This window comes from Paenibacillus silviterrae, assembly GCF_030167925.1.
GTDB classification, from domain to species: domain Bacteria; phylum Bacillota; class Bacilli; order Paenibacillales; family NBRC-103111; genus Paenibacillus_G; species Paenibacillus_G silviterrae.
Window position 1 is genome coordinate 1,258,392 of the sequence record NZ_JASKUT010000002.1, and the last position, 15,374, is coordinate 1,273,765.

The window sequence follows — 15,374 nt, forward strand, 5'->3', positions numbered from 1 at the left end:
CTTGTTTCAGAAAGGGGATTCATTGTATCATTACTTGAAATGTTTCAGAAACATTTATATCTAACAACAGTAAATGCGGAAAGGATGAGGGCGATGGCCAACACACATCTGGGCGGCACTGAGGTACCGGCGGTACACAAAAGCCGCAGTCATCTGATGTCCATGACGAAGCCTGCCGTAAGATGGCAGGATGCGCTCCCCGGAGGCAACGGGACATTGGGTGCGCTCGTCTACGGAGGCATAGCAGAGGAAACCGTATTAATCAATCATGAAGCGCTGTGGTACGGCGGCAAAACTACGGCACTTCCGGACCTGTCCGTTCATCTGGCGGAGCTTCGAGAACTACTTGCTGCGGGAAACTACGCGGAAGCGAACCAATACTATCCGGACAAAATGAAGGAAGCCGGGTATAAGGCGGCGACAGCCAAATATCAGCCCGGGTTTGATCTGAAGCTGTTCACCGGGGTCGATGGCGCATTTCGCCAGTACAGGAGAACGCTAGATATGGAGACCGGCGAAATCGCCGTGGAGTGGACGGATAACGGTATCCGAAAATCACGGCGCTTGTTCGTTTCCCGCACGGACGACATGCTTGTTCTTTCCATCCGGTCGCATGGCGCCCCCCTGATGCCTATATCCATGCAGTTGATTCTGCACGATGCGGTTCAGGCCGAGATGCACGGGTTCACTCATGAGTTCACCGCGGAGCAGCAATATATGCACGCCTGGGGCCGCCATGAGAATGGTTCGCCCTTCTGCTCGGTCGCACGGATTATCCCTATCGGCGGGGAGAACGAAGTACAGACGGACCGGTTGGTCGTAAACCATGCCAATGAAATCGTCATTCTGCTCAAGATGAGCGCAGCGTCCGGAGACGAAGCCGAACGCGAGCGGCTGAAGCGCCTGTTGGACAGCTCCCCCGTTGACTATGATGCACTGCTTGAACGCCACACTCTCGAGCATCGTGCACTGTTTCTCCGTGCCGGTATTGATTTGGACGTCGGAGAAGAAAGGGCTGCCTCAAACGAGCGGCTACTGTTAACCGCCTATGAAGGCGATGCTCCCGCTGCTCTCGTTGAACGCATGTACGACTACGGCCGCTATTTGCTTTTGTCCAGCTCCAGGTCAAATGGGCTGCCCGCCAACCTCCAGGGAATCTGGAACGGGGACTTTACACCCGCGTGGAGCTCCGCGTTTTTTAATAACGAGAACATTCAAATGAACTATTGGCAGGCGCTATCGGGTAATCTGGCTGAGGCTGCCGCACCCTTCTACGATTTCTTTGATTCGCTGGTCCCGGACATGCGGCGGAATGCGAAGTCGTTTTATGGCTGTCGGGGAATTCTAAGCCCGTTGTTCGCATCGCCGGAATCGGGGCTGAAGAAGAACTTGCAGCCCCATGTGGTCTATTGGACGGCGGGCGCGGGATGGCTCGCTCAGCATTATTTCGATTATTGGCTATTTACGGGGGATGTATCGTTCTTACAAGAGCGGGCACTCCCCTTCCTGAAGGAGTGCGCTTTATTCTACGAAGATTTCTTGATCGAGGACGAGAACGGCAAATGGCTCTTCTCCCCTTCTAATTCACCGGAAAACCATGCGAACGGCTCCTTCGAAGGGTGCGGCAAGCTAGCTGTTTCTCTAAACGCAACAATGGATGTGGCGATTGCGCGCGAGGTACTCAGTAATCTGTGCGAAGTATGCCGGAAGCTCGGAATCGAGGCGGAATCGCTCCCCCGCTGGGAAGCGCTTCTGCAGAAGCTGCCGGATTATCAGGTTAACGAGGACGGGGCCATGCGGGAGTGGCTGCACCCGGATTTTAAGGATAATTATCATCACCGCCACCAATCGCATATATATCCGCTGTTTCCCGGGTTTGAAATTACGGAAGAAACGAATCCCAGCCTGTTTGAAGCGTGTCGCATTGCCGTTGAGAAGCGGCTCATCATCGGATTAAGCCAGCAAACGGGCTGGTCCCTTGCCCACATGGCGAACATTTACGCGAGACTCGGTGACGGAGACCGGGCGCTCGAATGCCTTAATATTCTGAGCCGCTCCTGCCTCGGCGACAACCTTTTCACTTATCATAATGATTGGCGTAACATGGGCATCACCATGAATATGGGCCGGGCACCGTTCCAAATTGACGCGAACTTCGGCTGGACCGCCGCTATGCAAGAGATGCTGTTGTTTTCAGCTAAAGGTCTTATCAAGTTGCTGCCTGCTCTTCCGAAGCGCTGGATGAAGGGGGAATTCCGGCAATTCCGCTGCCGGGGCGGGATGACGGTCTCGTTACGCTGGAACATGGCAGAGTTGCATCTTGTCGTCACTCTTACCTCTGATACGACGCAGCAAGTGGAGATCCGGTTTCCCGGGGAGGTCGAGCGGATCGATACCGATGGGCATTCGGAAATACTCACTTCCGGAAGAGGGTCTCGTTATCGGCTCGTGAAGCTGAACGAAGGCATAACAACGACTTGGAACGTAACGTTACGCCCCTCTGAGCAGTCCATGGATCTTGATTGATGTAAGGTGAAAAGAAGGGCGGCCCGATTGCTTGAAAAGCATGGTTCGGTCCGCCCTTTGTTCCATCTGTATGCAAGTACGCAAGCTACGTTGAGCTTACTTCGTAAATAACGGCTTCATGCGGTCGCATCCGCTCCGGCAGCGTCGGACGATCCCATCCGTAATTGGACAGTACGACTCTCGCAAGGGCGGTTGTGAACACTTCCGAAAGCGGTAATGTATCCGTCTCCCCGTCGTGATGGTTCAGCACCACCAGCCACTCTACCCCGTTCCACGAACGCAAGTAAGCGTAGAGCTGCTCATGCCGCGGCAGCAGATCCTCGTAATCGCCGTAAACCATCACAGGGTTATTCTTACGCAATAAAATCAGCTGCTGATAATACTTCAGCACCGAATCAGGGTCCGCAAGCGCTGCCTCGACATTGATCTCTCGATAGTTCGGATTGACGGCAATCCAAGGCGTTCCCTTCGTAAAGCCCGCCTGTGAGGAGCCGTCCCACTGCATAGGCGTGCGCGAATTGTCCCTGCTCCGCGGCTGCAGCTCGGCGAGCACCTCGGCTGCAGGTCTTCCCTTGCCGACCTCTTCCTCATATTTGTTGCGCATGGCGATATCATTGTATTCCTCAATCGTTTCGTACCGGACCCCGGTCATCCCGATCTCCTCGCCTTGATAAATGTAAGGCGTACCCGGTAACGTATGGATCAGCGTGGCAAGCAGCTTCGCCGATTCCACCCGGTATTTGCCATCGTTGCCGTATCGCGTCACTTGGCGGGTATGATCGTGATTGTTCAGGAAGTGGGAATTCCAGCCTCGGCCATAGAAGGCCCGATGCCATTTCGATTGAATTTCCTTGTAGCCAAGCATATCCCAGCTCGGCATTTCGTCCGCAATTTCGAAGTGAAACAGAGAATCCAGCTCACGCCGGCTCTCGTCCACATAGAGCAGTCCATCAGGCGGCGTGGCAAAGGCGACCTCGCCCACGGTCATAATGTCGTAATGCCTCAGCACCTGCTCGTGCATCTCCTTGAGATAGTCGTGAACGCCGGGATTGTTGGTCAAATAACGTATATCGGAAGGGTCGCCGACATCCGAGAAAACCTCCGGCTTGGCCAACAAAGCGATAGCATCCAATCGAAAGCCGTCAATCCCTTTATCCAGCCAAGAGCGCATCATTCGGTATATCTCCCGGCGTAAAGCATCATTGCGCCAATTCAAATCCGGCTGCTCCACCGCGAAGGAATGAAAATAAAACTGCTCCGTTCCTTCATCCCATTCCCATGCGGAGGGTGAGAAATACGATCGCCAGTTGCTTGGCGGCTCCGCGCTTCCGTTCCTGCCGTCGCGCCAAATGTACCAGTCCCGCTTAGGGTTGTCCCTGGAGGAGCGTGCCTCGATAAACCAAGGATGCCGGTCGGAGGTATGATTCACAACCAGATCCATAATCAGCTTCATGTCCCGTTCGTGAACGCCCTTGAGCAGGCGCTCCCAGGTATCCATGGTACCGGCTTTGTCCATGATTTTCTCGTAATCCGAGATGTCATACCCGTTATCACGATCAGGAGATTCATAACACGGATTGAGCCATATGACATCAACGCCCAAGCTTTTGATATAATCGAGCTTTTGAATGAGTCCTTCCAGATCGCCGTAGCCGTCTCCGTCGGAATCGTAGAAGCTTCTCCAATACACTTGGTACACCACGGCTTCCTTCCACCACGTTCGCTTCATGAGTCACCTCTTATGCTGCTTTTTATTCCTCTTAGTATTGGTAAATGCTGCATGAACTATGCAGCCCAAAAGAAAGGCAGCCGCCCCCAGGATCGATTCTCAATCCTAAAGGCAGCTGCCTTAGACACGTTACAAATGGGCGGCTAGTTTCTTGAGCAGCTGCGCCTGCTCTACGGATAACTTCTTCCCGCTCTGGGCGTCGACCTCGTTTAAGAAGGCTTTAAGCATCCCAGCTTCTGCATTCGTATTGCCGCGTCGCTCCGCCTCCTGAGCGTTCAACAGCTTCTGGGCAAGCGATTCGGCAACCCCGGGATCCGCTGCGGCAAATTGCCGCACCAGCTCGGCTAAGCCGTCGTAGTTCACTACAACCTGGAAGCTGAAGGTCGCTGAGCCTACGTTGCCTGCCTTATCCAGAGCAGTAACTGTAACCTCGTGGCTTCCAGGCTCGAACGCATAAGCCGGCTGCGATGTCAGCGGTCCCGCACACGGGTTGCTCGCCAAGCCCGACAAGTTATCAGAAGCCGTACAGCCGATGTAAACCGCCTGTGATACCGTATACGCCGGTTGTCCCGAGAATTGGATCACCGGCGCCGTCTTATCTAAGCGGATATCCAGCGTACCAGGCGTTTCGGAAATGCCCGAGAAGTTCATCGCAGAATAAGTTACGGTAGTGACGCCTTCTTGAGTAATCGGGAACTGTACCGCATTTCCTTTCACCGTAGCCTTCTCGATCGGCTGCGCGCCTGCGGCGGAGTACGTGATGGAGTAGGCGCGGTTCGCTGTAATGGCTACAGCTGCGTCGCTGTTGATCCATCCAAACTCATTCGGAGACGGGTTTAACGTAACGACCGAGGTCGGCGCGATAGGATCCTTTTCATTTACGAAGAAATCGTCATAGTAAGCCGTTGCGATGTTATACCTTGAGGTTACCGCAATCAGTCTGGCGTAAGCCGCATTCGCCGGCGCCTTGCCTTTAAGGGTGACTTTCTGCCACTGAGCCAGACGAGTTTCGTCCAAGTGCGTTTCGAGTGTCGTTAAGGTAGCGTTGTTCTTGTCGAAGAATCGGAACATGAAGCCCGGCTGCCCGGATTCAATGTATATTTGAACCCCAGCCTCATACTCTTCTCCCGGCTTGACGGCAATTTTATCGCTTTGGACGGCAACCGAGGCAGTCCGCAGCGTATCGATCGTCTTCAAGCTCTTCTGGCCTTTAAAGCTGCGCTCGCCGCTGACTTCATACCGGTAGCCTGATCCGGTTGCAAACAGAGGGCTCCAGCCCGGAATGGCGCCATTGTTGAGATTGTCTTCCAAGCTGTAGTTGCTTACTGGAACCGGTACGCCCGGAGGAAGCTCTACCACCTCGCCGTCGATTTCCATCCGATACAGAATCGTGTTCGTCTGCATATCGGTAAAGTACAGATGGCCATCCATGCCCAAATCAAAGCGCGAGGTGTCGGCAAGCGTCCGGAAATCCAGCGTATCCGGGTCGATAACCGTCAATTTGTTATTGAACAGAACATAAAGTAATCCGTCCTTGGACCAACGAAGCGGATGATGCGCCCACTGGCTGAAATTCAGCTTCGGATACAGCTTCTTGCTTTTCACTACTTCGTAGGTATTCGGATCAATGGCAAAAATAAATTCATAAGACGCTCCCCAGATCAAGCCGTCTGGTCTTACGGCCAGATCACCGATAAAGATCGGCTTATCCAGACCGGGCACACGCAGCGGAAACTCGGTGACTTTTTGTTCCTTTTCGACATCCCAAACGAAAATCTTCGCTTCCGCTTCCGACGGCTCGGATCCAAGTCCCCCGCGAATTGTCGTGGAGCCGAAGATTTTTCCATTGTGGAAGGTCATGCTAAGTACGCTTTGGTTTTGAACGATATTGCGGTGCACTTCGGTTTCCCCGGTTGCAGGATCATAAATCGTCATGGAGCCGCCCAGGTTGCCGTAGCTGGCGATGGTGGAAATATACAGCTTGCCTTTATTATCGCTCGTAATATTGACCAACCGTTCCTGTTCGTTGCCTAGTACCACCAGTCGCTTCGGATTGGTTGCGCCGGGCTCCGCCGTCAGGTCATATTCATACAGTCCGCCTTCGGGATAAACCCCCATGTATACCTTATTGCCGACCGGATATACGCTGTCCGCCTGCCCGATGCTAAACGGCTTTGCCGTTTTATCGGTCAAATTCACGAGCGACGAGCGGGCTTGGGAGCCGGTTGTAATGATTTGCGTCGGCGAGACGCTTTGCAGCCGGTTTACCACCCCGGGGAGACCCGGAATGACCGGAGGATACAGATGCACCTGCTTCGTTTCGATATTCATTACCGTCACGCCGCCGTCGTATCGAACGGTGACCAGGTTTTTACCCGGAAGCAAGGGATTATTGGGGAATTCCACCCAATCCGCACCACGAAATCCGCTTGCGTATTCCATGCCGGTCAACTCAACCTGATGAGTAGTTAAATCGAACGTTTTCAGCTTTTTGTCGGACATATAATAGAGCTTGCCGTTCAAGGAATCCGTAGCATGAAGTCCGGTTACATTATCCAGTACGACATCAAACCAAGCTTCCGTTTGGGTATCATAGATGAACGCTTCTCCCGGGATGCCGCTTCCATCCGTATAACGGGCGAGCAAGTATCGATTGTCTACCGTGCTCAGATCGTACACGGTATCTTCCTTGACTTGAAGAGAGCCGGCGATATTCGTCTTCTCTCCTGTTGTCACATTGACCTTGACGATTTGGCGGTGTGCTGTGCCCGCATAGATGTTGCCGCCTTGATAAGCAATGGAACGAACATATTCCTGCGCCGTATCGCCGATCATTCGGCCGTAATCTCTCGTTTGTTTGGTGACCGGGTCAAATTGGTATACTTTACCGCCAGGATACGTTCCCACATAGACGCGGCCTTGCTCATCGGTCGTGATGCTGTTAGGCACCGATTGTCCGTCGAACTGGGCGACTTGCACGGGAGTTTTGGTCACCGGAGAGTAGTGCCACAGTCTTGCGCCTCCACCGTCCGCTGCGAGGTAAAGCGAGCCGTCAGGGGCAATTGTGTGCGCCCAGGAGCTCTCGGAAGGAGCGAGCGGGAGGCTGCGCAGCAGCTTGTAATCGTCCAAGTCGATTACGTTGAGATAGCCCGGCTTCCCCTTCGCTGTAGCATAAAGCACATTGCGGCCGTCTTCCTTGCCTGCCGTACCGTTAAACACCGCTACGGTATAATTATTGGGAATAAGGAGCTCCTCCGGATTACCGAAGGTTTTCTGAGACAGCTTGCTCTCCGCAGCTGCAGCCCCGCCGATCCAGCCCGTAATGGCGAGCAGACAGCACATCATGACCGTCAAACCGCGAAATATTCCGTTGTTCATTAAACAACCTCCTTATACAAGTCAGATTCCTTATAAAATAACGAATGCACTCAACTTATCCTTGCCTTTTGACAGAAAAAATGTAAGCGCCATCATAGTTGTTGGTGAGTAAAAGGGATGTCTTCCTCCTTTGCGATAATATTCCAAAGGGACAACCGTTGGAGAGGGTATTTCTGGATGTTGTGGTATCCTTTTGGTACCTATACTAGACCATGAAAATGGGGCTGTCAACGAATTTTTCTGTATTTTTCCGGAGTTGTGGTACCTATGTGGTAACCTAATTGTTCGCAAAGTGCAGGTATGTTATAATATGCGAAAAATGGGTTCTTCGAGGTTAGGTGATGGAATGAGCGGTAAACCGGATCGTATCACGTTTCAAGGGCGCATGGATGACATGCTGACGACGCTTCGGACGGAGATTGTGAATGGCCTGCGGCCGAAGGGCAGCTACCTGCCGTCCGAGATTGTACTCGGAGAGCAGTTTCAAGTGAGCAAAAAGTCCGTACGCAAGGCATTGGACATTCTCGTTAACGAAGGATTAATTACCAAAATTCCACGGGTAGGGAACCGGGTGTCCCCGCCGGACACGCCCCCTGTAACGACGCTTAGATTCGGCATCTATCCTTCCGTGATGGAGCAGGATTTCCTTCCCGAACTGCTGGAGCGGTTCTACGAGAAGCACCCTCATATCCGTGTGGAGACCGTTACCTTACCCTACACCAAATACTCGCACTCGATAAGAGCTTATCTGGAGCAAGGCTTCCTGGATGCGTTTACTTTAAACAACCGCAATTTCATGGACATGCATGAAGCCGATGCCCTTCCGCTGCTGGAGCCCCAATCGCCGCTTGCCGACCAGCATCCGTTCTTGGCCGATCTGTTTACCGAACAAGGTATTCTTTACTCGGTCCCCCTCATGTTCTCGCCGATCGTGCTTTGCTACAACAAGGATTTGTTTAAGCAATGCGGCCTGCGGGAGCCTAACAGCGGATGGACGTGGGACCGGCTCCTCGAGAATGCGGCGGAGATCAACCGGCAGACGGGCATTATCGGCTTCTTCTCACATATCGAATCGTTGAACCGGTTCCCTATTTTCCTGCTGCAATCAGGCTTTCGGTTTGCGAAGGATGCATCCGGCTACCGGTTCACCGACCCGGAGCTTTGGGACATTCTTCACTCCTGCCGCAGTTTGTTTCATCAGCAGGGCTTTTTGCCGGCCTTTTTGTCCGAAGGAGACGGGGATGCGGAAAGACTGTTCAAGCAGCAGAAGACAAGCATGATCATGACCAGCTACTACGGCCTCCAACTGCTGAAGAATCTCTCTTTCCAGTACGACATTACACCTTTGCCCTATAGCCTGACACCCAAAACCTTGCTGTTGGCTACAGGCATCGCCATCAACCGGTTCTCCAAACAGAAGGAAGCGACGCGTCTGCTCGTCCGGTTTCTGGCATCGGAACCGTCCCAGCGCCTCCTTCATCGCAGAACGCTGAGCCTGCCGGCAAATATCGCCGCTGCCGACGATTCCTCGGTGGATGGACCGGACCTGCCGTCCAGGTACCACCTTTACAGGGAGATCGTCCCGACCTTTGCCGATTACAGGGATTTGAACATCAGCATGGAGGCGCTTGACGGCTTTGGCCAAGAGCTGAAGCTGTTCTGGGCAGGCCTCGAAGAGCCGAAGTCAATTCTGGAGCATATGCAGTCCGCTGTAAAATGACGAGAATCTGCTACAATGAAAAAACACCTTACGGTCCGAGGATATCATCGGTTTCCGTAAGGTTTTTTCGGCTTCTATTACTTCTCCTGCGCCCTTGACAAAGCAAATCATACTTATCATCCGCAGCATCCCGATCCCGGTAAAAGCCAACGAGTGATAGGCGGAGCCCCTATGATACCATATCACCTCGTCACTCCAGATTCCCTTAAGATTAAGCAGACATTCCCCCCTATTGCTCCCGATTACCTGAACCCAATGAGTCATCTGTTAATATCTTTATTAATTGTAATAAATTTATTACAAGAAACCGCGTTAAAAAGACAAAAAACTTTTTTTCAATGTATTCCTTGACAGGAATATTCCTGTTAGGGTATATTGTAAATATCAAAACGAGCTGCTGCTGCAGCAACATCTGAATGAATCAGGAGAGTGAAGAAAAGATGAAAAAGAACGTTCTTTATTGGATTTGTACGGTATTCATGATTGCCTTAATGGGATTGGGGGCCATCCCCAATATGATGTCCTCCCCGGAGTCGGTTGCCTTCTTCGAGCATCTCGGCTATCCGGCGTACCTGCTCCCCTTTCTCGGCATCGCCAAGCTGCTCGGGTCCATCGTTATTCTCATTCCCGGATTTCCGCGTATCAAGGAATGGGTGTATGCCGGCTTCGTTTTTGATTTAACGGGGGCGCTGTATTCCATCATTTCCGTCGGTGACATCAACTCCGGGCTGTTCGCATTTGTACTTGGCTACCTTGCCATCGCAGGCTCGTATATTCTTCATCATCAAAGAATCCAATCTCGTGCGAACGCAATACAACTAACCACTGCAGCTTACGCAGGTGCGAAGTGATTCCTCCCGCCCAGCAGACAATAATAGAACCGGTAAGGCATATAATGCCCTACCGGTTCTCGCTGTTTTGGACTATTCCTATCCAAGAGCCTTGTACCCTTGATTATCATAAAAAAACGGCCCTCGCGTCCATGTGCATGCCAAATGCATGAGCAGCTCTGCCGTCATCTGCTCCCGAATTTTTGCGTACGACTCTTGATCGAACAAATTCGTCCACTCCGCCGGGTCGTCCGTGAGATGGTACAGCTCACCTTGAAGCTCGTTCAATCGGGTTATGGCGTCCTTCAGATGGCCCGGCAAATAAAGGATCAGCTTCCATTCCTTCTTGCGCCACATCAATGCCGGTGCCGCAAACAAACCGTCCTCCGTCTTTCTATGAAATTCGCAGAAGGTTCCGCCGCGACGCTTCTCCTCGAGGAGATCGAGTCCCGGCAGGAGAGGGCTGACCTCTGCCCCTGCCATGGAAGCAATTGTCGGAACCAGATCGATCAATTCAGCCGGCCGTTCATCCACTGTACCTCGCAGCGAATCGGGAAGCGCAGAGCCCGAAAGAAGGAGAGGTACTCTTACGCTGCTGTCGTACAGGCAGTACTTACTGAAGCGATGCCTTCTTTCCCCTAGCATTTCACCGTGATCGGATACGAAGACGATGAGAGCGTTGTCCAGCACCCCCTTTTCCCGCAGACCGTCCAAGACTTGACCAAAATAATGATCCAGCCATGAGCAGTTGGCCCAGTACCGCAGCGTCGTCCTCCTTCTTTCCGTCGGGCTAAGCCCCTCCCATACCTTCCGCCTCTCCCAGTACCCGGCGTCGGATCGGGCGTCTCTCTCCCCGCCGCTTGCCAGATGAGTTCCTTCCTCTCTTTCCCAAGGCGGTTGATCGATGTCCGGTATATCCTCCAAACGATACCAATCCTCAAATTCCTTAGGCACGTTGAAGCCTGCATGAGGCTTAAGGAAAGATAAGTAAAGAAATAAAGGGCGGGAAGCATCGATGCCGGATTGAATAAATTGTTTGCATTTCTCGGCGACCCAGCCGTCCCTGTGCTGATGCATCGGCACGCTGCTGGTACAGCCGAGATATCCGTTCGCATTTTCCTCCCCGCTGCCGTAATCCCGGGTTTCCAGCGAATACGCTGCAAGCCCCTCAGGATCATCGTCTCCCATCATCATGGCATTCGTCTCATAGTGCCCGCTGTTTCGCGCCAAGCCTACAGCCCTGACCTCAAAGCCTCGTGTAGGCGGACTCGGATTATGGAGACCGTGATTCCAATGGGTCTTTCCGAACCCGGCTGTTTGATAGCCTGCCTTCCGAAGCAGCTCCGACAATGGCTCCACCGGCAGCTTATCTTCGAAATACAGCCCGCCATGATTGGTTCTCACCCCCAGCTGTGAGGGGTACAGACCGAACATCATGGAGCTTCGGCTGGGGACGCACATCGGTGCCTGGCATACCGCCTGAGTGTATACAATGCCCTCATCCGCAAGCCGGTCCAAGGTCGGCGTCTTGATGCTGCTGTTAAACCGTCCGATGCAATCCCACCTCTGCTGGTCCGTCATCAGGAAAATGATATTAGGTCTGGTGTCCATTGTGTAACTCCTCCTTCGCTATCAGCCTTTGATGGAACCTACCATTGCGCCCTTGGCAAAATGCTTCTGCAAGAACGGATATACGATGACAATCGGCACGGTAGCGATGATAATGGCCGCCATCTTCAACATTTCCGAAGGCGGAGGCTGTGTGGAAACGTCGTTTGCGTCAAGCTCTGTATTCGACGCGCTGAGCAGCATATTTTGTAAAAGCACCTGAATGGGCCACTTCTTGGCGTCATTAATATATAGTAACGCAGAGAAGAATTGATTCCAATACCCGACGGCGTAAAATAAGCCAAAGGCAGCAAGTGCGGGAAGAGATAACGGAAGGATGATCGAGAGCCATGTCCGCAGCTCATTGCTCCCGTCGATGGATGCGGATTCGTCCAATTCGGAGGGGAGACTGTCAAAGAATGCTTTCATCAGCAATACACTCCATCCGTTGGCTAGCGTGGGAATAATAATCGACCCCATGCTGTTCAACAGTCCCAGCTGTCTCACCAGCATGTAGGCCGGAATCATCCCGGGGCTAAACAATATGGTTAACAGCACCATTAGCTGGACCTGCCTGCGTCCTCTCATTCTTCGTCGGGAAAGAGCGTAGGCTAATGCCGAGGTTACCGTAAGAGAGCAAGCTGTGCCGACCACGGCCAGAAAAGCGCTATTGCCGATGGAACGGACGAACGCCTTAGCCGAAAGCAAGTAACGGTAGGAATCCAAGCTCCATTGCTCCGGCCAAAGAACCCATCGTTTTTGCAGAAATTCCGCCGGATCCGTCAAGGAAACGATGAGGACGTAATAAAATGGGAAGCACGTCAACAGTACCAGCAAACCAAGCACTGCCGCATTCATGCTTCGGAAGAACAAATCTCCCCAATCCGTGTTCTTCTTTTTCATCACAATGACCTTCCCCCCTAGCGACTAAAAGACCCCGTCCTGCCCAAGCTTCTTGGCCAGCTTATTGGAAGCCAAGACAAGGACTAACCCGACGACCGACTTAAACAATCCGATGGCCGTGCTGTAGCCGAATTGGCCGCGCCCAATGCCGATCCGGTATACATAAGTGTCGAACACTTCCGCTACATCGGAGACGGCACCATTATACATCAGGAATATTTGCTCAAACCCGACATCCATGATGTCCCCAAGTCTTAAAATCAATAATATAATGACAACCCCCCGTAAGGCAGGAAGAGTCACATGCCACATTTGGCGGAGTCGACTCGCACCATCCATGCGGCAAGCCTCGTAAATTTGCGGATCGACTCCTGCAATGGCCGCCAGGAAAACGATAGTCCCCCAGCCCGCTTCCTTCCACATGGACTGTAGCGTCACCAGCAGCCAGAAGCCGTCCGGATTCGTAAGAAAATCTTTTCTTTCCAAGCCCGCCGCTTCCAACATATGATTCAAAAGCCCCTCACCCTTTGCCAAAAGAGTGAACGTAAGTCCCGTAATGATGACCCACGATAAGAAATGCGGCAGGTACAGAACTGATTGAATGATTCTCTTATACACGACATGATGCAGTTCATTAAGCAATAGCGCAATAAGAATAGGCAATGGAAAGAACAGCGCCAGATTCAAAAGATTGATCGCCATCGTATTGCGAAACAGCAGCCAAAATTCAGGTGTTTCAAAAAAGGTGCGGAAATGCTCAAGTCCTACCCATGGGCTGCCAGTCACTCCAGCAAGCGGAGAGTAGTTCTGAAAGGCGATCACCACTCCCCACATAGGAACATATTTAAAAATTACAAAAAATAAAATTCCCGGCAGCGCTAATAGATAGAGGTACGGCTCGCGGCGCACATCACGGATCAGCTTACGGAGGTACTTTGGCCGCGGGGGCACGGACCGCAAGCGGGAACCGTCGGTTCGGACAGGAATAGGATCGGATGACATCATGATGTTCCTCCTGGATTATTGGCCGCTTCGCTTATGATAAGCCTGGTTGATCTCTTCCGTAACCTTGGCGAATTGCGGATCCGCCTTAGCTTTGGCGACAAATTCATCCCAGGCGGCAATCGGTTCGCGCCCGATAATGATCTTGGCTTTTAAATCGGCGATGCGTTTTTCCAAATCCGGGAGCAGCTTCTGAGCCGTCTCGGAATAGAGTCCCACCCCAATATCGGGCACATTGCGCTTGATTCGCTCTCCATCGACCTTCTTGCTTACCTCTTCAAATTCCTTTAATTCCTCATTGGCCGGCGGAGGATTTAAGGCAGGGTCAATGGAGTTGACAATTTGATTGAAATCGGAGGCGCTATCCGCAATGAGCTTGTCGGGATCGACAACCTTGACACCGTTCTGATTGGTGTAATGAACACCCTCAAGGCCAACGCGCTGAATGGAGGACACCTCCGCTGTCAACCAGGTATCCACCAGTTGGAGAATCCGTTTCATTTTGGCTTCCGGGACCGTTTTGGGAATTGCCAGAATCCCGTTAAAGCCCGTTCCCTTCGGAACAAAGCCATTCAGTGTAGCTAGCGGATAAAAGTCAGCCTGTTTATAGGACGGAACGATTTTCTTCAGATCAGGAGCATACACCTTAGGACCCGTACCCGTTTTATCAATGACCGCCCCGGCCTTGTTGCCTTTATAATAATCCCGAACCTGCGTCGTTTTGAGCGATAGCTGATCCTCGGGAAGAAGCTTTTCTTTATAGAGCTTGGACAAGTATTCCAACGAGCTGCGAGTCTCTGGTGAAAACGGTGTGTAGATCAGCTTGCCGTCCGTCTTCTTCCAAGAGCCGGCCGCTCCATTGAAAATCTCTTGGAAAACGCCCGTTAACGTATCGATTCCCGTGGATAACCCGAACGTATCCTGTTTGCCGTTCCCGTCAGGGTCTTGCTCTTTAAATGCTTTCAATACATGATAAAGCTCGTCGGTTGTCGTGGGCGGCTTAAGGCCCAAATGATCGAGCCAATCCTTGCGCAGAATCAGGAAGGATACGTCATTCGCATCTCTCCCCCGCGGAATGCCGTAGTTTTTACCGTCCTCCAGCTTCGTCAGCTCCCAAGCCACGTCCGGAATGCCCTTTTGCAAATTCGGGTAATCCTTGATATAGGGTGTGATATCCCAGAAGGCTCCCTGCTTTACGAGAGTCCGAAAGGAAGTGCCGAACGGATCGCTGATAAAGGTAATGTCGGGAATTTGCCCCGAAGCCAGTGTAATGTTCAACTTATCGTTATATACATTATTGGAAATCCAGCTAATGCTTAGCTTGGAATTTGTTCTCTTCTCGATTTCCCGCTTGATGACATTGTCATCGGCCGCGGGCGGGGTGCTCGGTGTAATCGTCATAATACTGACCTCAAGAGGGCCTTCCTGCCCGGCATTCGAGCCCGCTGCGGCCCCTTCTTTCCCACTCCCGCCTGCACCGGTTCCGCATGCCGTTATGGCCAGCATAGCTGCTTGCAGCACAATTAACGCACCCACGCGGTTTAATTTGGTAGATTTCATGTAACAACACTCCCATCCATTTAACCAAGTATTTCCCTTGGTTTTATAAGTTTTATTATTGTTATCATCATAACGCATATTTTCCGTCTCGTTTTGTTCGATTGAGACCTAAATCCTG

9 protein-coding genes are annotated in these 15,374 nt (G+C 52.1%); 3 read left to right on the forward strand and 6 right to left on the reverse strand.

Annotation, left to right across the window (positions count from 1 at the left end):
* Positions 1-93: 93 nt before the first annotated feature.
* On the forward strand, positions 94-2,526 hold the full coding sequence (locus QMO62_RS28640; RefSeq protein ID WP_284645908.1) for a glycosyl hydrolase family 95 catalytic domain-containing protein: 2,433 nt from the start codon (positions 94-96) through the stop codon (positions 2,524-2,526).
* A gap of 85 nt (positions 2,527-2,611) precedes the next feature.
* Here the strand turns inward: QMO62_RS28640 and QMO62_RS28645 are convergent, their stop codons facing one another.
* Both QMO62_RS28645 and QMO62_RS28650 read right to left on the reverse strand, forming a co-directional pair.
* Positions 2,612-4,255 carry a glycoside hydrolase family 13 protein gene (locus tag QMO62_RS28645; RefSeq protein ID WP_284645909.1) on the reverse strand — a complete coding sequence of 548 codons (1,644 nt, stop codon included), beginning with the start codon at positions 4,253-4,255 and terminating at the stop codon, positions 2,612-2,614.
* A gap of 129 nt (positions 4,256-4,384) precedes the next feature.
* Positions 4,385-7,633 (reverse strand): hypothetical protein, encoded by a 3,249-nt coding sequence (locus QMO62_RS28650; RefSeq protein WP_284645910.1) that lies wholly within the window; start codon positions 7,631-7,633, stop codon positions 4,385-4,387.
* Between the two features lie 346 nt (positions 7,634-7,979).
* Here QMO62_RS28650 and QMO62_RS28655 point away from each other — a divergent pair, with 346 nt between their 5' ends.
* Positions 7,980-9,353: an extracellular solute-binding protein gene (locus QMO62_RS28655; RefSeq protein ID WP_284645911.1), complete on the forward strand. Its 1,374-nt coding sequence runs from the start codon at positions 7,980-7,982 to the stop codon at positions 9,351-9,353.
* 440 nt (positions 9,354-9,793) lie between these two features.
* Positions 9,794-10,204, forward strand: a complete 411-nt coding sequence (locus QMO62_RS28660; protein WP_284645912.1) for a DoxX family protein — start codon at positions 9,794-9,796, stop codon at positions 10,202-10,204.
* Positions 10,205-10,282: 78 nt separating this feature from the next.
* Here the strand turns inward: QMO62_RS28660 and QMO62_RS28665 are convergent, their stop codons facing one another.
* Genes QMO62_RS28665 through QMO62_RS28680 form a run of 4 tightly spaced genes read right to left on the reverse strand, consistent with a single transcriptional unit; the run spans position 10,283 to position 15,256 of the window.
* Complete coding sequence (locus QMO62_RS28665; protein WP_284645913.1) at positions 10,283-11,794, reverse strand: sulfatase family protein; 1,512 nt, start codon at positions 11,792-11,794, stop codon at positions 10,283-10,285.
* Between the two features lie 21 nt (positions 11,795-11,815).
* The gene (locus tag QMO62_RS28670) at positions 11,816-12,694 is read right to left on the reverse strand and encodes a carbohydrate ABC transporter permease (protein ID WP_284646709.1); all 879 of its coding nucleotides are present in this window, start codon (positions 12,692-12,694) and stop codon (positions 11,816-11,818) included.
* A gap of 24 nt (positions 12,695-12,718) precedes the next feature.
* Positions 12,719-13,699 carry an ABC transporter permease gene (locus QMO62_RS28675; RefSeq protein ID WP_284645914.1) on the reverse strand — a complete coding sequence of 327 codons (981 nt, stop codon included), beginning with the start codon at positions 13,697-13,699 and terminating at the stop codon, positions 12,719-12,721.
* 15 nt (positions 13,700-13,714) lie between these two features.
* A complete protein-coding gene (locus tag QMO62_RS28680; RefSeq protein WP_284645915.1) occupies positions 13,715-15,256 on the reverse strand; it encodes a type 2 periplasmic-binding domain-containing protein in 1,542 nt (513 codons plus the stop codon).
* Positions 15,257-15,374 lie beyond the last annotated feature (118 nt).